Below are 22,569 nucleotides of genomic sequence, written 5' to 3' on the forward strand. Positions count from 1 at the left end.
ATGAATATAGTGTACACCCCCGCCGCCTTCGGCGGCGGGGGTGTACACTATTTTATATTTTATTCAAATTTCCACATTTAGGAATAATTAGTGATGATGAATATTTAAATTCTTTTGATAGGTATTGAATACTATTGGTGTAATAATTAATATACATGCAAAGGAACCACACAGTCCTGCAATTACTGTAACAGCAAATCCCTGCCACAGATGACTTCCACCAGAAGAAATAACCAATGGCAACAAACCAGATACTGTGGTTATTGTTGTTATCAGCATGGGTTTACTGCGATGTTGATTTATGGTTTGATAATCTTTTAGTAGTAGTAATCTCTTATGTCTGGAAGTTTTGATCTTTTGCATATAACTATCTATCAAAAGTATTGAATTGTTAACCACAATACCGGTTAATACTACAAATCCCATAATGGTTGATAGATTACACTGTATGTTAAAAATAAATAATGCCCAGAGTGCCCATATCCATGCTATTGGTACAGATACCATAATTATCAATGGTAGGATGAATGATTCAAATATAGAAGCAATCACCATGTACACTAAGGCAATAGCTATACATACATAGATCACCATATAGGTGATGGATTGTTTATGTTGTGTAAATGTATTGTCATATTCTATGTAATATCCATTGGGGAGAGATAATTGTTGAATAGTGTTGTGGAGAATCTTTTCCATTTTATAAAGGGGAACCTTTGGAATGATGCTGATTGTTTCTGAACGCATTTTATCATAATGCCATACTGTGGTAACAATATTTGATGTGGTAACTGTTGCAATATTTTTTAATGGAACAGACCTGTTATCCAGAGGGAGTACTATATCATTAATTTCATTAACAGCATAATGGTTATCCCGTATACGCACATCAACTTCCCTATCATCAATGTATTTGGTTATCACTGGACCATAAAAAAGATTTCTTATGTAATTGCCTGCATAGGCAATGGGAATACCGGTATATGCGCATTTCATCCTGTCAAATTGAATCAATACTTCAGGACGCTCATCTTTAAAGTGATAGATGATATCCTCAACTGCTGAAGTTGTTTGTAATTGTGTAGCAAATGTATATGCCAACTGGCGAATAACTGGCACATCCCTGCCTTTTATGATAACTTCAATTTTATTGGGAATTGTGCCACCTGTACTGGTAAAAATTAATGAAGTATCTGATGGAAGCTGTAAGCGCCTTTTTATCATTTCACTGTCTATTGCTCCATCTGTACCAATAATAAACTCTGCATGTTCCTGTTGAATTCGTGTTGAGATAGTATTAATGGATTTGATGTGTTGCAACTGCTTTTCTATATAAAGGGCAGCTTGAGAGGTTGCCAGTAATGATGTACCTGATGGCATTTCCAATCGTGCGAATAGTTTATTTTGATCAGTAAAGCTAATATCCTCAACAGTTATTTTTGAGATTGGAATCACCGTTAAGGTAATTGCAAGGAGGATAATACCATATAGTTTCCTTTGATTTTTGAAACAATATTCAAGTATTGAGTTATTATGTGTGATAGGTACATATTTTTTGCAATTAGTGCGAAACCATGCAAACACTGATACGTATTGAATGTGGGGGATGAATTGTCTTATACAGGATATTTTGAATGATTGTAGTGGAAGAAGCGATGTTATGCGTAAACACCATGGTACAAATATAATAGCCACTACCAATGATGCAACTATAGCAACTATCACAGTGCCAGCTAACTGAATGAATAAAGCGGTACTCTTTGTTTTTAATAGCAAAACGGGAATAAATATAACTATTGTGGTTAAACTGGATGCAACCAGGGCTCTGGCTACCTGTTGAGTTGATGACATAATATGTTCATCTGAAATGGGTTTAGCCTTTGATTGTGAAAATATTTTTTCAATGACAATAATACTATTATCAACTACCATGCCAGTTGCGATGGCAATTGCAGAAAGTGTTATGACATTAAGTGTGGCATCACCAGAAAATAAATAAATTGCAATTACTACAAATGAAAATGGGATTGCAATAATAACTGCAATAGTAGCCTGTATATTTTTTAAAAAAATGTATATAACCAGCATTGTTAGTATAATACCAGCTATACAGCTCATATACAGGTTGTGTAGTGCTGTTTGTATCTCTTGGGCACTGTTATAGGTTATATGTGCCGTAACACCAGGTATAGAGCATTGTGACAGTACGCTGATAATGCGCTGTGATACATCTAAAGGATTAGCGATACTTGATTTATAGATATAGAGTGAAACCTGATCCAGAACGTTATAGCGTGATACTGAATCCTGTGTCCCCGCATAATCTGTTACATGAGCTATTTGACCTAATCGTGTTAGTAAACCACCAGCTGATACTATTTTAAGGTTTTTAATTTCATCCAGTGTAAAAAATCTGCTTTTAAGGCGCATTGTATAATCATTCATGGGATCATGAAGAATTCCCAGAGAATTTATAAAATTGTTTTTTTGAATTTGTTCTGTTATATGGTGCAATGGCGTGTTATAGGCAACACAGTAATTATTATCAACAGTCACATGAATCTCACGCTTATTGCCTCCGCCTATCTCAACCTGAGAAACGCCCTCAATGCGTTCAATATCTTTTTTGTATATGCCTTCTGCAATATTACGCAGTTTATTAAGGCTATACTGTGTACTTGATAATCCTATGACCATAATAGGTGAATAGTCATTCCCCTGAAGATATATCTCGGGTTCATTCACATCGTTTGGAAATGTTGCACGCACAGGTTCTATCTTTTCATGTATTTCATACACTTTAAATTGTAGGTTGGCATCCTTTTCAAAGGTTATGTATATGCGAGCTTCTGTATCATTACTAGAAGAAACAATCTCTTCTATTCCACCAATAGTGCTAATAGCATCTTCCAGTGGGTTGGTAATTATCTCCTCCATTTTGTAAGGGGATTGCCCGGGATACCGCACTACAATTGTTATGTCATGATTGCCCACATCAGGCAAAAGTGATGAAGGTAATGAGGTAAATGCAAAAAATCCTATTGCCATGATAGCACAAAAGATCATCAAGGTTGTTATTGTATGAGTAACAAAATATTGTATTAATTTCATGAGTTTTCCTTGATGGTTATACGTATGAAATGTGGCAGGCAGAGCATGATAAAACCTGTCCCAGCAATCATGCCGCCAATGATGGCAATAGCAAGTGGTGATTGGACATCGCCTTCCTGTAATCCCAAGGCCAGTGGTATAAGCCCGCAAATGGTGGTCAAAGATGTCATTATGATTGGACGTAGACGCTGTGTGCAGGATTTTGTAATTGATGCAACCACATTGCTATTATGGCGATAGTTATGAATAATAGTATCAAGTAGCAATATAGCATTATTCACAATAGTACCTATAAGAACAACCGCCCCCATGAGCGACATGATATTAATGGATTTACCTGTTAAAAAAAGAAATATGAATGATCCACATAAGGCAACAGGTACTGATGACATGATTAACAGTGGATAAAGAAGTGATTCAAATTGAGCGGCGATAATCATGTATATTAACACAATAGAAAGAATAAGAATAGCATACAATGACTCAAGTGATTCTTTTGTTTCTATCATTTCTGGTGACAAAACAAAAGAAACATTTTGTTTGTTCTGCTTTTCCCACAGTTGTTGTAATTTTTCTATTGCTTTTTCTTGTGAGATACTCTTTGTTGCAACATGAATGGGTATGCATTTCTGCTGATTGTTACGTATAATTGAAGAATAACCCTGTGAATTAGAAATTGAAGCAATAGTGTGTAGTAATGTACATGTAGTACCACCGTTAGCCTGAATGGGTATCATTCCTATGTCATCTATGCTGTCACGAAACGTAGTATCAAATCGAGTAACAATATCAATCTCATAATCTGATTCAGTGTATTTTCCTGAGTGTGTTCCGTACACAGCAGTGTGTATGTGTGAAGCAATATCCTGAAGTGTTAACCCAAACGAAGCTAACCTGTCAGTATCAGCCTGTATGGTAAGTTCAGGCTTGCCCTGTTTAATTTCACTGCAACATTGAGTAATCCATGGTTGTCGCGTGCATTCCTGTATAAATGCACCTGCAGCAGCATTAATATCGTGCAAAGAATTGCCTATACAATTAATCGTTATATCCCCGCTACCTGCATGCAACACCTGTAAAAATTGAGTATTTGCTGCATTATATTCAATGCGAACCTCAGGTGGCAATTTTACATTTTTTTCTAAATAGGTAATGCAATCCTTTGCATCTTGTCCATTGCGCAATTGTACAAGAATCTGGCCAATATTGGTATTCTTTTCCCTGCCAAAGTATTCGGTGTAATCTTCAGGGTTGTAGCCTGCCGTTATCAATCGTTTGTCAATTTCTTGATAGTATTCCAATAATGAATCAATATATTGAAGCATATCAATTGTTTGCTGTAATGGGGTGCCAGGGGATGACTCTAATCTAATTGTGAACTGACTCTGTGTTGTATCAGGCATCAGTGATCCTGTCATCATGCAAACAGCACATGCTCCAGTAACAATAATAGCGATAGTTACCATGTAAATGTATTTGCTCTGTAAAAGTAATCTTTCAAGCAGCAAGACGTATCTGTGTTCGATAGTTTGCAGCAATGAATCTATTTTGTGGAAAAGTAAACTATTATGAACTATCGCCACAAAGTGTTGCTTTTTTGCATGATGAACTTTTTGTGATTGAATAGTGTGCAATGCAGGGATGAGAAGCAGGGCAACAAATAAAGAAGCAAAAAGAGCGATAGTTACTGTAATGGCTAAATGAGCAAATAGCGCACCGCCCAATCCTTTTATAAGTAGTAGTGGCAAGAAAATGACCACACTGGTTAATGTGGATGCGATGAGTGATGGTGCAATTGTATATATGGTCTGTGGTATTGATGTATGTTTTACATTGGAAATGGATTCAATGACTACTATGCCACAGTCAACGAGCATGCCCACACATATGGTCAATCCGCCTAATGACATCATATTAATATTAATGGATAATACATTCATGAAAAAGAAAGTAATGATAATTGATACAGGTATTGCTGCGGTAATAATGAATGCAGAAAAGAAACGCTGTGTGAAAAGGAGAAGAACAAAAAATGCAATAATAGAACCAGCAATAGCAGATGATGTAACACTGGATATGGCACTCTGGATATATTGTGATTGATCGCTGATTATATCAAATGTTAGTCTTTTACCATATTTTTTTTGGAGGTTCCCAACAAGCTGACGCGTCTTGTGGCAAACCTCAACAGTATTTTTCCCTGACTCTTTTATGATGGACAGGGTCACACAGGGCTGACCATTGATAAATGACTGGCTTGTAATTTCTTTGAAGCCATCTACTACTCGGGCAATGTGTTTTAAAAAGACCAGGCGGCCATCCTGGGTTTTTTTAACTGGGACATTCTCAATGTCACTGATATTTTTAAATTCGCCTGCAGTCCTTATAAGAAGTTCTTTATTGCCTGCAACAAGGGTGCCTGCAGGATAATTGCAGTGGGATGACTGAATGCTATCGATAATCTCCTGTATCCCAATATTGTATGCCTGCAGTGCATCACGGTTTATGAGTACTTCAATCTGACGTACTTTGCCTCCTGTTACTTTAGCATTGCCAACTCCTTCAATACGTTCAAAAAGTGGTACTATATTTTTTTCGGTTTTATAACGCAACTGTCGTAAATCCATATCCTGTGACGTAATAGCTATGTTCATAACGGGAAGAGAGTTTGGATCAAACCGTGTAACGATTGGCTTATAGACATCCTGAGGGAGTATACCTTTTACAAGATCAACTTTTTCACGAACCTTTAAGAGAGCAAAATCAACATTGCTTCCCCATCGCAGTGTGGCTACCACAAGGCTTGCGCCTTCAATTGATTCTGAATGTATGCGCGTTACGCCCGCAACACTGTTGACTGCCTCTTCAACTGGTTGAGTGATAAGCTGTTCAATTTCCGATGGAGCAGCACCAGGATACAGTGTAATAACGGAAATCTCAGGATATTGTACGGGAGGTAGCAGATCCATGGTGAGGTTACACAGTGATATAATGCCAAACAGACACAAAGCACTGAATGCCATGATAATTGTTACAGGACGTTGTACTATTAATGTTCCCATATATACCATCACATATTACAATAAATGGCAAATGGGTTGAGCATATAATTGCCTGCAGTATCCTTAATTCCATTGATACCATGATTAATTGATAATCTGTAATATGATTGTGGAGTAAGATTAAACATATATATATCAATGCAATCGGGATGGTTAATTGGCACCTCAATCTTCCATATTTTTGGGATAAGGGTGGAACTCAACTGTGATGCAATCAGGCTAAATGAAATAGCCTGCATTGCTGAGGGCAAATCCAATGACGCAATAGCGGCCAGTGTGTTTGTTGTATTGGCAAATTGAATCCTGAATATCAAGACAGTGACATGAGTATTGTTAATGAGCTTGTTGCATGCATATGGTGGCGCCGATTCGATAATATCATCATTTTCTAAGAGACGTGATACAGTATCGTCAACATTACCACTAGAATCCCAACCTATCTGATATATATATTTGCTGTTATTGCCATACGGGATAACTTCAATTGGTTGTGAATACTCTGAATATATTTTAAATGGGAAATTATATACCTGATCAAGAGCATTGCCTGCTATATCTTTTGCCTGTGAAGTAACAGTCAGCACATACGTTTGCATCAGATTTAATGGTGAAGAGGGTATGATACGGAGGGTGTGGTCATCTTCCCATGAAAAAGCGGCATTACAGGAAGGAGATATGCTGATACTTTCATTTGTATCAATACGCTGCATAGCTTTTGAAAATCGTATAAGTATGTGTGTATTTTTATCGATGCCTTCTGTTGTAGTAAAAGGTTGAAGTCGTACTGTTGTACCAGTGTAATGAGCAAAGCATCCAACAGAATAATCAGGTGGTTCCATTGATTCAGGATTTAATGTTGGAGCAATAAAGTCAGTACCACATATAAAGATACTTTTATATTCTTTTAATAAATGATTACCTGCTATATCTACAATATCTGTTGATAGAGTAATAGTATATGTTGTACCATGTATAAAATTAGTATAGGGAGTAAATACTAGAGTAGAATTGTCATTCTGCAACGTAATATCACCAACAACGTATGGGGTAACTATAAAACCTTTTTTTACTGAATCTAACCTGACAGCTTCGGAAAACTGTACAATGAGTGGAGAAAAAATGTCAGATATTCGTTCTCCATCCGCAGGTTGTATTGATACTGCTTCAGGTTTGATAAGATCAATATCTGTTGAAAATGTTGATGTGAAATCTTCTTTAAGATTGTTGCCATGAATATCTTCTGCACTGGAGCGAATAATAATAGTATATACAGTAGCATCTTTACAATTTTCAATGAGGTCAAAATAAAGCTTATTGTTATCCCATCGAAAATGTCCCTTTGGCTGATGCTCTCCACTAATCAAAAAAGCTTCTTCGGTTTTTGGCCTGTCCATTGATTCAGAAAATTCTACACAAATAACAGGGCGATCTTCTAAAACTACAGACCTGTTAGCGGGGGTTATGCTAATGATTTCTGGTGGGTCAATATCAACAAAATAGTTACAGGATGTTATCGTAAAAGATATGAGGAGAATTATGTTACATGATACTTTCATAGTTAACTCCATACATGATGCATTTCTTAATCTACTGGATGAAAATAAAATATATACCATACATCATTTTGCATGGGTATGCCATTGATTGACTTTATGCCGTCAGTACCGCCTTTAAACGTTAATTTGTATACGTTTCCACCTTCAATTGCAGCGATAGTTAATTTCAATGTCTGGCTATCATCTATCCATTTGAATTGATTGATATTTCCGCTTATTTCAGGTTGTTCACCATACAGACATTGTATTTTAATATTGTCTGGTATAGAATTTCTGAGTACTGGTCCTGAAAATTGTACTGTAAACTCATAGGTGGTGTTTTCATTGGATTCATCGCCCAGGTCGGTAACACTTAATGGAGTAAGAGCCTTTTGTTCATGGCTTATACATTCAAGTTTATAAATTGATGGAATGGTGGAAAGATTACCGCTTGTTACAATATATACATCCAGATCATTCAGCAATGTGTTTTGAGCTACATCTTTGAGGTTTGTATTTATGCGTATTTCATACCTGGTATTAACTGCCAGTGGTTGTTGGAAACGAATAGTACAGGTTTGATTTGAATTATCCCAGTAAGCATCCCAACTGGCCTGTGGTGAAATACTAAAAGATCTGGTTATTGATGAAGTATCTATTGGTTCGTTAAATGTAATAATTATTTCATCGTTTACGTTTGCGCCTTCGTATATTGTGAAGTTTTCAGATTGTGCCATATTTTGTGAAATTGAAGTTGTGTAGAGCCCAGTAATGACTGGTCGTATATATTCACTGCCTGTTCTGAACCTGCATGTTACAGGTTGTATCATCATGTTATGGGACATGTCCTGGCATTTTGATATATCAATCTGATACCAGGTATTAAATAGTAACGGTTTGTACGGTGTTATAGTTAGTATTGTGTTTGCAGTGTCCCATATACATGTATAATCAACAGAAGGGGAAAACCGTATATTTTTTTCTACTGAAGCAGTGTCCATAGGTTCAGAAAAGATAATCGTTATTGATGTATTCAATGCTATATTTTCACTACAATCAACTGGTTGCAATGATTGTATTTCTGGTGGGATTGTATCCAGGCCTATTGTGAAACTTGATATATGCTGAGTAACAAGAGTATTGTTATGTGTATCACATGCGGTTTTTTCAATAATAAGTCGATAGTAGCCATTGCTTAGCGGCAATTCAGGTGTAAATGTCATTACTGTGTCATTGTTGCTCCAGGCAAAATTTCCCTTTATGGAACTATCGCCAAATTCCCCATACACTAATATAAATGCCTTTTGTGTTTTATCTTTATTCATTGACTTGGAAAAACAAATGGTTACAGGGCATGATGTTTGCATTATTGCATTATGAGGTGGTGAATATGAAACAATCTCTGGCGGGGTAATGTCCATGCTGCATGAAATTAAAGATACCATAAGTATGATATTTAATAATACTTTCATTGCATATATACCTTTACTATTAATTGGTTTTTGATATAATTTTTACTTTAGCTTTATCATATAAAAGCTTTATCTGTGAACTGGATATGATGTCGCCTTCCTGTAGCCCATCCACCAGTATTTCATCATCTATTCTTTCTTTAACAGTGACTTTCTTTTCAAAGGCCATATCATTTTTTATGATAAAGACACTGAATGTATCGCTTTCTTTAAGAGATGTTTCGGGGATGCATATGGCATCCGGTATTGTTTGTACATTGATTGATACACGGGCATACATGCCGGGTTTCAGGCTATTGTCTTTATTTGAACATATAATTTTTACATCTGCTGTTCGAGATGTCTGGTCAAGTACAGGGCTTACAATATCAACCTTACCTGAGTATGTTTTATGTAATGCATCGATAGTGATTTCAGCTTTCTGGTTGGGCTGTATATAAATCAGGTCATTTTCATTAAGCTGAGAGATGCAATATACCTTTGCTGTGTTAATGATGACAAAAAGATTTGTATCCTCACTTACCTTTTCGCCTATATCAATTGAACGCACAGCTACAATGCCATCAATAGGTGATGTAATAGAAGCTTCGTTTATATTAGTTTTAATTATATCTATCTGTGTTTTTGCCTGCTCAACCTGGCTTTTTGCTGCATCACGTTCTGCTTGTTCCATTGCGGTATTTATTAATTTAAAAAGCTCATTTGTTTTTGTTTCATCCTGTGGTTTAATAAATCCAGCCTTAGCAATATCACTATCTCTAAAACCTACAATCAGTGTTTCGTAATCTTTCCTGGCCTGTAAAAATTGTGTTTTTACCGTATGATAATTAGTCCGCAACGTATTGAGCTCTGTTTCAGTAACGCCACCTGCTTTAAATAATTTTTCTTTTTTTCTAAGTATATCTTCTGTATTTTGAAGCGTTACATATTTATCAGTAAGTTCTAATTTTGATTTTGCAATTGCTTTTAGGCGCTGTTCAACATTTCTTTCAGCCTGCAACAATTTCTCTTCAGCCAGGCGTAAATTAGCCTGAGCTTTTTTTAGTTGGGCTGTAGCTTCTTTCAGTTGCAATTCCAATGCATATGTTTCAATTTTAGCTAATAATTGCCCTTTTTTTACATGCTTGCCCTGTTCCACAAATATTTTTTCTACGCGCCCAAAGATCTTGGATGAAATAATAGCTTTGTCTTTATACTGTACTGTTGCAATGCTGTTTATTTTTTTTGTTATTGTTTTGGCTTTAACCGTATAGGTTTCAACCTGAATGGGCATTTCCTGTATTATAGTATCTTTATGCAAAGATAAAGAAAGTATGGCAAATATAGTTGAGATAATTACGCATAGTAAAACTAATAAATATATTTTTCTTTTGTATTCTATAAGTAACGTTAAAAAGTTAGTCATCAATTATATATCTCCCTTGTATTTTAAAAATATGGACTCGATGGGTAGTCCAACGGCATTTTCTAATGCTGCCATTGATACAAAGACATCAGTTATTGTTTCCTGTAGCCTGAGACGTGCCTGTGAAAGATCTACCAGCGTTTTTAAAACATCATAACGGGTGATATCACCTAAACGGACTTGCTCATTTTCAATTGCCGATTGTTTTTCCAGAAGAAGTACAGTTTGTTTGGCTATTTCAACTTTTTTCAAAGACTCAATCACCGTATCATAAGCTTTTGAAACATCAGCACGTATTATCTGGATAAGTTGTTGATGATTCTTCTGTGCTTCAGTGTATGCTGCTTCAGTATCAATCATAGATCTTAAAAAAGATGGATTATCGTATAGTGCAATGGATGCACTGGATTTTATATCTGTTGTGTTATCATTGTCTTTTTTCCCATATGAATTGCTTAAAGAGGTTGTATTTCCAAAAAGTAAACTTGTTATTGAAAAACCAACATTCCACATTTTTTTATTCATAGGAAATTCTGTCCCACTATAACCATAACTTGCAAAAAGTTGAATTCTTGGTAAGTAGTAATACTGTGCTAATTGATATTCCTTTTGAGTTTTAATAAGGGTATAATAACTTTTTTTAAGTTCATTGCGATTTTGCATTGATAAGGATATCAAGTTTTCTTTACTTGCTATAGTGATGTTTTGTAGCTCGGTATATTCCTGCTCTGGAAATTTTATAGATGCATAGTTAATACCTAAAGTAGTAGCAAAATCCTGCAAAGAATTAACATATTGATTTTGTGCATTGAGTATGTTGTACTGGGCCTCGGCAATTTTCCCATCAACCTGTATTTGCTGTAACTCTGTAGCCATGCCCAATTGTTGTTGTGCAGTTATAATGTTTTTTTGTAACTGAAGGCTTTTTAAAAGGAGTTGATAGATTTCAATTGCCTTTCTTTTTTTCTGGAGTGCAAAGTATGCCTCTTTGGTTGAAAGAATAATTTTATTTTTTTCTATGCTATATTCTTCATTAGCAAGCATTGCTTCAATCTGAGCTATTGAATATGCAATGAACGATTGTTGGTTTGTGAAAATGTCATATTGTACCGTACATACTAGCGATTGTAAACGTGTATCATCTTCTCTAATGGCAACAGAATCGCTTTTAGAATATTGAAACGTTATATTGGGAAGCAATTCACGCCATCGTTCGTGTACAATCATTCGTGATGATTGAATCTTTGCTTTCAGTGTTTCAAGCTTTACACTGTTTTTCAATGCTAACTTGCATGCAGTGTGTAATGTCAGTGTTTCCTGACCCCATGCAGAACAGGTTGTAATGATGTAAACTGTAAAAATAGTAAAAACCTTTTTCATTTTTTAACAACCATAGCGTCAATTTCTTGAGCGATAGCTTTAGCTATCATTGCTTGATCAAAACTATCCTGTAAATGGCTGTTTTGTGAGATAATTCGTATACTTGCAACATGTGTTGCTGTGTCGTTGATAAATATGAAAAGTGAAACGTTTTCCACCTGGTTAAAAATATCACCGGTTTTGGAGATGAAAATATCAACAGTAGCTGTATATTTGAAATCCTGTTCGCGATACACAGGATTGAAATATGAAGCAGCTTTGAGATTATTCTTTTGCAGATGGAAAGCAATATGCGAAACTAATGAATCCTTTATGTTGCTGTATTGCTCATTGTGAATGTGTATGTCTTTGATATAAATTGAATCATTAGCAAAAGGAGCATGCTGAACTGTTTGAATATCTAAAGACCTGCATGTGGTAAAAAATACAAAGATAGATACAATGATCATATGCTTTTTCATAGTTATTCTCCGTTCATAGAATCATCAAATTGTTTAATGGCTTCAATGATTGCATGGTGCTTTGCAGCTCGTTCAGTCAGGTGTATTTCACTGTAAATTTCCTGTAACTGCCTGTGTATCTGCATAAGAGGAAAGTAATTAGCAAAAGCTCTGTGAAAAGTTAAAATGGCATCATCGTACTGTTTATTTGTATACTGAATGCTTCCTAAAAGATATAGCGCTACAGGATCATTGGGAGAATGCAGAAGTGCTTTTTTAAGATACCTGATGGCTTCATCTTGTTTATTGTGTCTTATAAACCACCGTGCATACAGAATATATCCTTGAGAACTATCTGTTAACCTAATATATTTTTTGATTATTTTTTCAAAATCGACATTATTGGTAAAAAAATATATCTTTGCTAAAAGTAAATACGAATCAGGTAAATCTGCATTTTTTATTGATTCTAAACATAAAGATCTTGCACCTTCAAAATCTTTATTTGCATACTGTGTAAGTGCTTTGTTATATAATTCTTTTGACCGATCGGTATTGCTACAAGCAATGTAGAAGAAAAGTACTAGTATACTGGTTAAAGCTCTCATTATTTGCCCCTGATGTTTGATAGTAATGTTGTTACAGCCAATGCTATAAGCTGCTGTTTGTGCAGATCAGTGTCTATAGTGGAATCTAAGTATTTACTGAAATTATCAGACAATGATATGGTGGGATTGGTGCTTATCCATTGTTTCATCTTATTTGAATAAGAATAATTGCTTGTTAAGGTGAAGTAAACTTCAGGTATGGTTAACTGCTTCTTTTGTTGAAATAAGTCAAATGATGTTAAACGAACACTGCCACGCCACACAATGACATTATGAACAGATATACTTGCATTAATTTCAGCAAAATAATAATAATATGAATAGATCGTTGTAGTATCAGCATGTTTATGGGATAAAGATAGAGTTTCAGATATTTTCTCTATACGGAGTGTGTCGATTATTAATGATGGTTGTTGGTTCTGTTGTTTATTTTCGTCAAACAGTGTAATTGTTCTATTCTCACTGATTATTTGAATTCCCTGCTGTAATAAAGCTTTCTGTATTTCATTGTTCCATAGAATGAGTTCCTTTTTATCGAATGAATCATTTTCGTCACCATTTGTGTATGTAACATTGATAGCATTTATTGAGGTAATGATTCCAGATGGTGGGATCATGCACTCTACGGTGTGAAGTTTGTTGTAATTATCTATAGTATATACTTCAGTTATACTGTTAGCTTGTGGTTTTGGCGGTATGGTTACTGTTGCACATGAAATACAAAAAATAATGATTGTTATAAAAGTTGTAAAAATTAACATTTTAAAAGAGATATGTGTCATGATATTCTCCCTGGAAAAAGTATTTATACAATTTCAATAATCTTATTGCTATAGTATTCTCTGTTGGGCTCATTATTTTTTTTTCACAAATTGATTACCTGGCATTTTAAATTTCAGTTTTTCTGCATTTTGGCATCCAAAATGAAATAAAAGAAATTGGATTATAGACTCACTATATACAACGCAGGAATTAGAAAAAATTAACGGAGAAATATAAAAAAATTTTAATTTTTTTAATTTTTTTTCACTAATTATTCCTAAATGTGGAAATTTGAATAAAATATAAATAGAGTACACCGGCGGTGTCCCAAAACAATCCGTGGAGTTCTCAATGACGCGGGTGCAAAGTCATTGCGAGCGTAGCGAAGCAATCTAAATACCACAGAAGACAAGATTGCTTCGTCACTTCGTTTCTCGCAATGACAGTATGGCAAAAGTCATTGCAGAAGATGTCTTTTGAGATAACCCCGGTGTACTCTATATTCATTATGAAATTTTTTAACAAATTATTGCTTATTTTTTTTTATTTTTTATGGGTAAACTATTGCTGAAGGTGGGGGTATACTTTATTCTTTATTATTACTGTAAATCCTTTCCCATCTTTTATATTCTTCAAGAAATCTATCTTCTGCTATGCTTTTTTGTATGCCTTCAATAAATTGCTTCATAAAATATAAATTATGGTAGGTATTGTAAATAAGGGCTGCTATCTCATTCATTTTATAAATATGACGCAGATAGGCTCTGGTAAATGTACGGCATACATAACACTGGCAATTTTCATCAAGTGGACCAAAATCCTGTGCATATATACCCGACTTGATGTTAACCCGCCCTTGTGATGTAAAGAGTGCCCCATTACGGGCAATCCGGGTTGGCATTACGCAGTCAAACATGTCCACACCATGTTTAATGGCTTCAAGGATTTCTAAAGGGCTGCCTACACCCATCATGTAGCGGGGTTTGTCCCATGGCAAAAAGGGTACGGTAAGAGCTGTTATTTCTGCATATTCACTTTTTGGCTCACCCACGGATAGTCCACCAATAGCATAGCCTGAGAAATTAAACTCCAGTAGAGCTTCAATACAAAATTTCCGTAAATCAGGGAAGGTGCTGCCCTGAACTATAGCAAAGAGTGCCTGCCTGTTTGTATCAAACGAACTTTTCCAGTAGTTAAATGAAATTGATGCCCAGTGCAGCGTCCTGTCAACTGCCTTTTGTGCAGCATGGTGTGTTGAAGGGTATTCAACACATTCATCTAAAACCATCATAATATCCGAACCAATAATCCTCTGTATATCCAGAACCTTCTGGGGGCTGAAAAAATGTTTGGAACCATCAATATGTGATTTAAACTCCACACCATTATCATGTACCTTGCGTAAATCTGCCAATGAAAACACCTGAAACCCACCTGAATCGGTTAATATGGGTTTGTGATAGTTCATAAAATTATGAAGACCGCCCACCTCATTGAGTAGTTCAATACCGGGACGAATATACAAGTGGTATGTATTGGACAGAATTATTTCAAATCCAATTTCTTCAATATCACGGATTGTTAATGCGCGGATAGCACCCCGCGTGGCAACAGGCATAAAGACGGGAGTGTGCACAGCACCATGGTGAGTGTGGATAATAGCTATGCGTGCCTGTGTATCACGATCTTTTTTAATAATCTCAAAATGCATTGCTATAGCCTGTAATAGTGTTATGGTTGCAAAAATTCCGGTTTTGAAAAGTCGGGATGGGGATAGGTATAAAATCCCCGGCCAGTTTTTGTTCCCAGAAAACCTTTGTCAATATAACCCTGTAAAAATGCAGCATTCTTTTGACCCTGTTTATCATTTAACAAATCTGCCCAGTATTTTGTTACTTTGTATACTGTATCAAGCCCAATACTGTCCATTATGCCAAAAGGACCAATAGGTGTGCCCATAACACCCATAAAACTTCTATCAATATCATAGATTGAGGCTACCTCATTGGCTGCCAGTGTCAGAGCAGAGCTTATTAACGTCATAAGCATAGTATTGAAGACATACCCGTGGTTTTCTTTTTTTAACACAATGGGGATCTGTCCTAATTTTTTTGCAAAAGCGATAGTTACCTCTAAAGCTTCTTTGCTCGTGTTTGGATGTGGCATGACATCAACAATCTTTGTTGTTCTGACATCGTGAAAATGGAATGCTAAAAATCTATCAGGCCTGCCGGTTTCTTTTGCAATTTGAGATGGCACCAGCGACGAAGTGTTGGTTGTAAATATAGCGTGCTGCGGGCATAGAGCGTTAAAATCACTGAATATTTTTGCTTTTAATGCTGGGTCTTCAGGAACTGATTCGCTTACAAAATCAACATTATAAGCTGCTTTTGAAGCATCAGTAAAATAATGCATCAATGGCAATCCGCCAGAAGCATTTTTTACATTATGTTTTTCAAACCATTCGGATAGCTTCACAATTCTTTCCCGGGCACGTTGGAGAGCATCTTCCTTTACATCATACATATGTACTGTATAACCATGCAGAGCGCATAAAAAACCTATCTGCTGGCCCATAGTCCCGGAGCCAATAATTAAAATGGTTTTAATGGTGTCAGCATCCATACTTTCCTCCTGAAAGATTACTGTATAGTAACTATCGCATAAATACAAATGTAAAAAAACAATGGTTATAACAAAAGTGTTTTTATGTTCGTCAACTATTATATAATAAAAAAAAGGGGCATAAAGCCCCTTACTGTATCATTTCCATACGTGTATAGTTACATTATTTAAAAGGTACTCTGATGGCATCAACACCAACCTTATAACCACCTGATACAGTGACATATCCTTTATAAAGGTCCGTGGTGTCAGTAATCTTTGCCATGAACCAGTTTTCATTCCTTGCTTCATCTTTATTTTTTGGTGGCATTGCAATATTATTTTGATAATTACCGTCAAACATAATCACTATAGCACCTATTTTGATATCTGCACTGGTTGCTATCCTGGACTTCCAGTAATATTTTGTCCAGATTTCTTTACCATCCTGAACCTTCATAAATTGCCCCTCATATTTGGTCTGGGCTGTTGGTGCAGTGATAACTTTAGCTATATACACATATATCCACCCCTGATTTGGGAATTCACGGTCAGCAATAAAATAATCTGATGGTTGAATATAATGTGCATCAGCATCTGAAGGGACATAGTCACTGGAAGATTTTGTTTTCTGAGTCGTTTTTGTTTCAGTTGATTTTGTTGTTAAACTGTCAAGCGCTGCATCAGTAACTCTGCCCTTTATTGTATCACTGAGATAATTTGAGTCACTCTGGCAACCTGAAATGGCTACCAATAATAAACCAGCTAAAAGAAATATAAACGTTCTTTTCATAAAGTTGCTCCTTATTAAATTATTTTATAATTAGACGTACATTGTCTTTATCGATTTTATAACCGCCTGACACAGTGATGTAACCTTTATACAGATCAGACATATCGGTTATCTTTGCCATGAACCATGATCCATTGCGGGCATTATCCTTATCTTCTGGTGCATGGTACACATCATCTTTCACATTGTCATTAAAGCAAATAACAACAGTACCAACCTTACACTCAGCCACAGTTGCAATTCTTGTTTTCCAGAAATGCTTTGTCCACAACTCTTCCCCTTCACGAACTGTCATAAACTGAGCTTCATTTTTTGTTTCCGGTTTTGCAGGCGTTAATATTTTTGCAAGCTCTACATAAATCCACCCCTGTTTGTAAGGCTCCTTGGAAACAAAATAGTCATCATCTTGAATGAAGTGTGCATCATCAAGAGCAAATACAACAAATGGTAATAAAAAACACAAAACAATCGCAATAGTAAAAATTTTGCGATACATATACGACCTCCTTTGATTATAAATATACACTTTATAACAAGCTGGCAGGTGCTAATGTCAAGGTGCAATAAAGTGTTTGTATTCTTTATTAAAAAAACCGGTACTCTATCCAGTAACTATCGCCTATAATGCTTCATAAATGTGAATGCCCGGTATATTTGCTTTTGCTGCCTGTATCATGGATTGAGCTACATGCTTTGCTTCCACAGGTGCGTACTTTTTTAACGGTCCCTTCAGTATATAGGATAATGGCTTTGCACATCGTTGTGCAATATCTTCCGCAAAACGCCTTTCATCTCTTTGTCCAAGGAGAAGCGAAGGTCTGAATATATGCACTGCTGTAAATGGAATTGAAGCCACATCGTTTTCCATCTGTCCTTTTATTCTATTATAAAAAAACAGCGAATGGGGATGAGCCCCAACTGCACTGACAACCAAAAATTGTTTTGCCCCCTGCGTATGTGCTAATTTAGCTGCTTTCACTACATACTCGTAATCAACCTGTTTAAATGCTTCTTTTGAGCCTGCTTTTTTCATTGTTGTGCCCAGGCAGCAAAAGACATCGTCAACGGCAAATACATTGGCTACCGTTTCAAGATTATTAAAATCAGCAATATATTGAGTGACTGTACTGGCCTGTAGTTGCAGCTTTCGCCGTGTTATCACATGTATAGCAGAGTAATCATTATCATTTGTGAGCAACGATAGAAGGTTTGAGCCAACAAGACCAGTTGCACCCAGCACACACGCTTTTTTATTCATAGTAGTAATGAAATAAATAATTGCAATAAAGTCAACTAAAAATGAAAATTATGGGCACCTCTAAAAACCGCTTTCAACATTATAAATGTAATAAAAGAAAACGGTTTTATCCAATATATTGTGCCCAAAAGGGAACATCCAAAAAAATAATTTTTATAAGTTCCCTTATTTTTTATAAAGCTTTATTTTTGGCAGGATGAAAGGGGTTGTTGTTTTATAATGTATATAGTCACTACCAAATTTGCGCACCAGTTCTTTTTCCTCAAAAAACGCATCATAGAGTATATGAAAAAGAACTACTGCTAACAATAGTGCTGCAGCTATACCATGGTTAATAATAATGCCGGCACCTGTATAATACATCGTCAGGCCCAGTGTCATGGGATTGCGGCAAAACCTGTAAGGTCCTGTAACTATAAGTTTTTGAGGGCCAAGCAAGGGGACAGGTGTTCCTTTACCTATGGTTATTTGTACAATAACAGCCCATGAAGAAATTAACAATCCAATTATTCCCACGACAACGCCTATACCGGCAAGCTCAGTGGTATCAAACGGTATCGGTATAATTTTAAATGAAAATAGTGCGATAATTACCGGTAGTAGTATAATCCAAAAAATAACACCAGCTATCGTTATAATAATTTTAAAGATCCCCACTCCATAATCCTTTCAATATACAATTTTTAGCCACAAAAGCGTACTTCCCGTATAGCATATGAGATAGTAACCATATATAAAAGTTAATAATGAATAAGCTCTTCTGGATTAATTGATTGCTTACCTTTATATACTTCATAGTGAAGATGTGGTCCGGTTGCTCTTCCGGTAGCACCGACAGTTCCTATTTGATCTCCCTGCTGTACAACATCACCAACTTTTACCAGACGCTTTTGCAGATGTGCATATAATGTTTTTGTATTGTTTTCATGTTCAATGATGATGCAATTACCATAGCCATTACTCATATACTGTGATGTAACCACTGAGCCAGTTGCGCTTGCAACTACTTTAGTTCCTTTTGGAGCAGCTATGTCTATTCCTTTATGAAATGAATATTTTTTGGTGACAGGATTTTCCCTGTATCCATATTTACTTGTCATTTTTCCTTTTGTGGGGGCAATGAATGTTTCTTCTTTGCCTTTCTTGCCTTCTTCTTGTTTTTTCTCAGGTATAATTTCTTTTTTTGCATATTCATCGTGGTCAACCACATCGGTAGCTTGAGAAGGTTCAACAGGGACTATAAGTTTTTCATCTCCACCAACATTTGCATTTATTTCTTTCATCAATGCATGTATTTTTTTTATGATTGCTTCCTTCTTTTCAACATCAGATGCATACTGCTGTTTAACTTTTTCAGTATCAGCATGTTTTTGCTTAACTACAGAAGCTTGAATAGTTGCTACCATTGTAATAAGTATAAAGATAATCCATTTTTTATTCATAGCGTATTGATCTCCTTTTTTAAAAATGGAATTGAGTGCAAAATGTAACCCTTATGAACAAATGCTGTTGTTATCCTGATGAGTTTCTTCTCTATTGGGACGACGAAGGATCAGGCCATTTTAATATTTGCTAACCTTCGCTTTCAGCTCAGGATGACACATCAACTACCCAGTCATAGTTAGCTTCTATACATTCGGGACGTAACAATAGCATTTACGTGCCAAAAAAACTGTTCCCTTTTGCTAAACGTAGCAACTTCCTTTTTACATATAGGTGATAGTGTGATAGTTTCAAGGTCAACTACTGTATATTTTCGGAAGTAATGAAGAAAAGACTTACTGTGCAAGGACTTCATTAATTACTTTTATTATCTCTTCAATTTTGTATGGTTTTGCAATAACACCTTTGAATCCATATTCTTTAAAGTGTGACATTACAGGATCATTGGAATAACCGCTTGAAACAATAACTTTTGCACCAGGATTTATTTCCAAGATTTCCTGTACAGCCTGTACACCACCCATGGCTCCGGGAACGGTTAAATCCATAATAATAAGGTCATATGGGTTGCCTGATGTAATTGATGCTTTGTACTTTACAATTGCCTTTTCACCGGTTTCGACCCAATCAACTTCAAATCCATAAATATCAAGCATATGGGAAGCAACCTCATAGATTGTAAAATCATCATCCATGAGTAGTATCCTCCCTCCTGGAGGAGCAATGTGTGATTCATGGTCTTTATGGTTATGAATGCTTTTTTCTGTAGCATGGAGATAGATTATAAACTCTGAGCCTTTGTCAACTTCTGAATGTACTTCAATATGGCCACCATGTCTTTTAATAATTGAAAAACTTGTAGCAAGTCCCAATCCACTGCCACGTTCCTTAGTTGTAAAAAAAGGATCAAATATTCGTGATAAATTTTCTTTTGGGATACCAATCCCTTCGTCCTTTACTGTTATCCTAATATAATTACCAGGTAACAGTGGTTTTTGTTGAGTACCATCATATACAACATTTTCAGTTTTAATAGTAATAACCCCTCCCTTAGGCATGGATTGTGCTGCATTAATGATTAAATTCTGAAATACCTGACTCATTTGCCCCACATCTACTTCACAATTCCACATATCAGGTTGTATTTCAAAATTACACCTTACACTGGAACCTGAAAGTACAAACTGTGCTGTGTCCCTGATTACCTGCTCCAGTGAAGTTACTTCTTTTATTGGCTCTCCACCCTTAGAAAATGTTAAAAGCTGCTTGGTAAGGTCAGCTGCTCTCTGCGCTGCGTTTTCAATGCGTTCTATATATTTTTGGTATAATTCTATATCAGTAAGTTTTACTTTCAATATTGAAAGATTACCAATGATTGATGTTAATAGGTTATTGAAGTCATGAGCAATACCGCCAGCTAAAATACTCAGTGACTCTAATTTACTTATCTTTTGAATTTCCTTTTCCAGCCAGTATTGACCGGTGATGTCATGTATAACTATGACGGTTCCAATGATGTTACCTTCAACATATATTGGGGCGCCCGATAGTTCTACAATTACGTCTTTATCAGAAGATTGCAATGTCAGAGCAAAACCACTTGTATCAAGCTCACCATATCGCAAAATTTCATTAACGGGATTTTTGAATTCTTCTCCGGTGGTAACATAATAAAATGTGAATATTGAATTAAATAGTCTGCCAATTATCTCATCAGATGATTTACCTGCTAATTTTAGAGCTTTGTCATTGGCAAGAATAATAGTGCCATGCAGGTCAGTTGCTACAACACCATCATATATAGAGCGCAATGTTGCGTGTAATCGCTCACTCTCTTCCTCAAGCTTATGTGTTGCTTCAGTAAGTTCATAATGGGTGCGTACCATTTCTTCATTCATTGCTTCCAATTCTTCATACTGGGACTGTATTTCCTCATATTGCTGCTGAATGGTATCATACGCTTCTTTAAGTGCACTGATGTCAGTGATAATGGCTATGCTTGTGGGTATTCCATCCAGTATAACCATCTGGGCTGAAATGAGGACATCAATGATATTGCCTGTTTTTCGTTTTAGCTGAGCTTCATATTGCACTTTTGCTTCTTTGTTTTGTAATCGGTTGTTATACTGGGTTAATACATCTTTACCAAGCTCAGTATCAGCAACAATTTGCTGTAAATGCATATTAATAAGTTCTTGGACAGTGTACCCAATCATCCGTGCAAACGCATCATTGGAATAGACAACCTTCCAGTTCTGAACCAGGATGATGCCATCATGGGCATTTTCAACCAGGGTGCGGTAGCGAGCCTCTGATGTTGCAAGTTGTGACAGTGCTCGCTCTTTATCTTTGCGCCACGTATTTACCTTGTCAGCAATACCCAACGAAAACAGTATAATCATTGCCGAGGAGCCCAACTGATATCCCCATGACGTAAAGAAGTTATCGCCTAATACACCAAAAGAACGAAGACCAATAAGCAATACTCCTAATACAAAACTTAATGTGGCAATATTGTAAAATATTGCTTCCCTGACTTTTTTTATCTGTGCTATTATCCCAATAGCAATAACTGAAACTGAGCCAATAGCTGCCATAAGTACTGATAGTTGTGTTGCATAGTAATAGGGGAGTATAAATGGTGTTAGTGCACAGAGTGCGGTTATGAGTGTCATAGAAAGTACAAATGTATCCAG

General features: G+C 36.0%; 17 protein-coding genes. All 17 read right to left on the bottom strand.

Going from position 1 to position 22,569, the window contains the following annotated elements:
* Positions 1 to 87: 87 nt before the first annotated feature.
* A complete protein-coding gene (locus AB1444_13190; protein MEW6527603.1) occupies positions 88 to 3,111 on the bottom strand; it encodes an efflux RND transporter permease subunit in 3,024 nt (1,007 codons plus the stop codon).
* A complete protein-coding gene (locus tag AB1444_13195) occupies positions 3,108 to 6,173 on the bottom strand; it encodes an efflux RND transporter permease subunit (GenBank protein MEW6527604.1) in 3,066 nt (1,021 codons plus the stop codon). Before AB1444_13195 ends, AB1444_13190 begins: the two co-directional genes overlap by 4 nt.
* Before the next feature lie 8 nt (positions 6,174 to 6,181).
* Positions 6,182 to 7,729, bottom strand: a complete 1,548-nt coding sequence (locus tag AB1444_13200) for an Ig-like domain-containing protein (GenBank protein ID MEW6527605.1) — start codon at positions 7,727 to 7,729, stop codon at positions 6,182 to 6,184.
* Positions 7,730 to 7,755: 26 nt separating this feature from the next.
* On the bottom strand, positions 7,756 to 9,180 hold the full coding sequence (locus AB1444_13205) for an Ig-like domain-containing protein (GenBank protein MEW6527606.1): 1,425 nt from the start codon (positions 9,178 to 9,180) through the stop codon (positions 7,756 to 7,758).
* Between the two features lie 19 nt (positions 9,181 to 9,199).
* The gene (locus AB1444_13210; protein MEW6527607.1) at positions 9,200 to 10,585 is read right to left on the bottom strand and encodes an efflux RND transporter periplasmic adaptor subunit; all 1,386 of its coding nucleotides are present in this window, start codon (positions 10,583 to 10,585) and stop codon (positions 9,200 to 9,202) included.
* A gap of 3 nt (positions 10,586 to 10,588) precedes the next feature.
* Entirely contained in the window at positions 10,589 to 11,965 is a 1,377-nt protein-coding gene (locus AB1444_13215) for a TolC family protein (protein ID MEW6527608.1), read from the bottom strand.
* Entirely contained in the window at positions 11,962 to 12,426 is a 465-nt protein-coding gene (locus AB1444_13220) for a hypothetical protein (protein MEW6527609.1), read from the bottom strand. The genes AB1444_13215 and AB1444_13220 overlap by 4 nt, the downstream gene beginning before the upstream one ends.
* A gap of 2 nt (positions 12,427 to 12,428) precedes the next feature.
* Positions 12,429 to 13,013 (bottom strand): tetratricopeptide repeat protein, encoded by a 585-nt coding sequence (locus tag AB1444_13225; GenBank protein ID MEW6527610.1) that lies wholly within the window; start codon positions 13,011 to 13,013, stop codon positions 12,429 to 12,431.
* Positions 13,013 to 13,795 (bottom strand): hypothetical protein, encoded by a 783-nt coding sequence (locus AB1444_13230; protein ID MEW6527611.1) that lies wholly within the window; start codon positions 13,793 to 13,795, stop codon positions 13,013 to 13,015. The genes AB1444_13225 and AB1444_13230 overlap by 1 nt, the downstream gene beginning before the upstream one ends.
* A 566-nt stretch (positions 13,796 to 14,361) precedes the next feature.
* Positions 14,362 to 15,486 (bottom strand): tRNA guanosine(34) transglycosylase Tgt, encoded by a 1,125-nt coding sequence (tgt, locus tag AB1444_13235; GenBank protein ID MEW6527612.1) that lies wholly within the window; start codon positions 15,484 to 15,486, stop codon positions 14,362 to 14,364.
* A gap of 20 nt (positions 15,487 to 15,506) precedes the next feature.
* Positions 15,507 to 16,400 carry a 3-hydroxyacyl-CoA dehydrogenase gene (locus AB1444_13240; GenBank protein MEW6527613.1) on the bottom strand — a complete coding sequence of 298 codons (894 nt, stop codon included), beginning with the start codon at positions 16,398 to 16,400 and terminating at the stop codon, positions 15,507 to 15,509.
* A 163-nt stretch (positions 16,401 to 16,563) separates the two neighbouring features.
* Entirely contained in the window at positions 16,564 to 17,172 is a 609-nt protein-coding gene (locus AB1444_13245; protein MEW6527614.1) for a hypothetical protein, read from the bottom strand.
* A 19-nt stretch (positions 17,173 to 17,191) separates the two neighbouring features.
* Positions 17,192 to 17,668, bottom strand: coding sequence for a hypothetical protein (locus AB1444_13250; GenBank protein MEW6527615.1), 477 nt, complete (start codon positions 17,666 to 17,668; stop codon positions 17,192 to 17,194).
* 123 nt (positions 17,669 to 17,791) lie between these two features.
* On the bottom strand, positions 17,792 to 18,430 hold the full coding sequence (locus AB1444_13255) for an oxidoreductase (protein MEW6527616.1): 639 nt from the start codon (positions 18,428 to 18,430) through the stop codon (positions 17,792 to 17,794).
* 165 nt (positions 18,431 to 18,595) lie between these two features.
* The gene (locus AB1444_13260; GenBank protein ID MEW6527617.1) at positions 18,596 to 19,087 is read right to left on the bottom strand and encodes a methyltransferase; all 492 of its coding nucleotides are present in this window, start codon (positions 19,085 to 19,087) and stop codon (positions 18,596 to 18,598) included.
* Between the two features lie 83 nt (positions 19,088 to 19,170).
* A complete protein-coding gene (locus AB1444_13265; GenBank protein ID MEW6527618.1) occupies positions 19,171 to 19,872 on the bottom strand; it encodes a M23 family metallopeptidase in 702 nt (233 codons plus the stop codon).
* A 336-nt stretch (positions 19,873 to 20,208) separates the two neighbouring features.
* A partial coding sequence (locus AB1444_13270; protein ID MEW6527619.1) for a PAS domain S-box protein occupies positions 20,209 to 22,569 on the bottom strand: 2,361 nt, incomplete at its 5' end.

The sequence above is a fragment of the Spirochaetota bacterium genome (genome assembly GCA_040756435.1).
In the GTDB taxonomy this organism is placed as follows: Bacteria; Spirochaetota; UBA4802; order UBA4802; family UB4802; genus UBA4802.

Coding starts and splice junctions, on each gene's coding strand:
- AB1444_13190 (MEW6527603.1), bottom strand. CDS start 3,111: ATGAAATTAATACAATATTTTGTTACTCATACAATAACAACCTTGATG.
- AB1444_13205 (MEW6527606.1), bottom strand. CDS start 9,180: ATGAAAGTATTATTAAATATCATACTTATGGTATCTTTAATTTCATGC.
- AB1444_13245 (MEW6527614.1), bottom strand. CDS start 17,172: ATGAAAAGAACGTTTATATTTCTTTTAGCTGGTTTATTATTGGTAGCC.
- AB1444_13230 (MEW6527611.1), bottom strand. CDS start 13,795: ATGACACATATCTCTTTTAAAATGTTAATTTTTACAACTTTTATAACA.
- AB1444_13200 (MEW6527605.1), bottom strand. CDS start 7,729: ATGAAAGTATCATGTAACATAATTCTCCTCATATCTTTTACGATAACA.
- tgt (MEW6527612.1), bottom strand. CDS start 15,486: ATGCATTTTGAGATTATTAAAAAAGATCGTGATACACAGGCACGCATA.
- AB1444_13240 (MEW6527613.1), bottom strand. CDS start 16,400: ATGGATGCTGACACCATTAAAACCATTTTAATTATTGGCTCCGGGACT.
- AB1444_13220 (MEW6527609.1), bottom strand. CDS start 12,426: ATGAAAAAGCATATGATCATTGTATCTATCTTTGTATTTTTTACCACA.
- AB1444_13250 (MEW6527615.1), bottom strand. CDS start 17,668: ATGTATCGCAAAATTTTTACTATTGCGATTGTTTTGTGTTTTTTATTA.
- AB1444_13265 (MEW6527618.1), bottom strand. CDS start 19,872: ATGAATAAAAAATGGATTATCTTTATACTTATTACAATGGTAGCAACT.
- AB1444_13195 (MEW6527604.1), bottom strand. CDS start 6,173: ATGGGAACATTAATAGTACAACGTCCTGTAACAATTATCATGGCATTC.
- AB1444_13225 (MEW6527610.1), bottom strand. CDS start 13,013: ATGAGAGCTTTAACCAGTATACTAGTACTTTTCTTCTACATTGCTTGT.
- AB1444_13215 (MEW6527608.1), bottom strand. CDS start 11,965: ATGAAAAAGGTTTTTACTATTTTTACAGTTTACATCATTACAACCTGT.
- AB1444_13255 (MEW6527616.1), bottom strand. CDS start 18,430: ATGAATAAAAAAGCGTGTGTGCTGGGTGCAACTGGTCTTGTTGGCTCA.
- AB1444_13210 (MEW6527607.1), bottom strand. CDS start 10,585: ATGACTAACTTTTTAACGTTACTTATAGAATACAAAAGAAAAATATAT.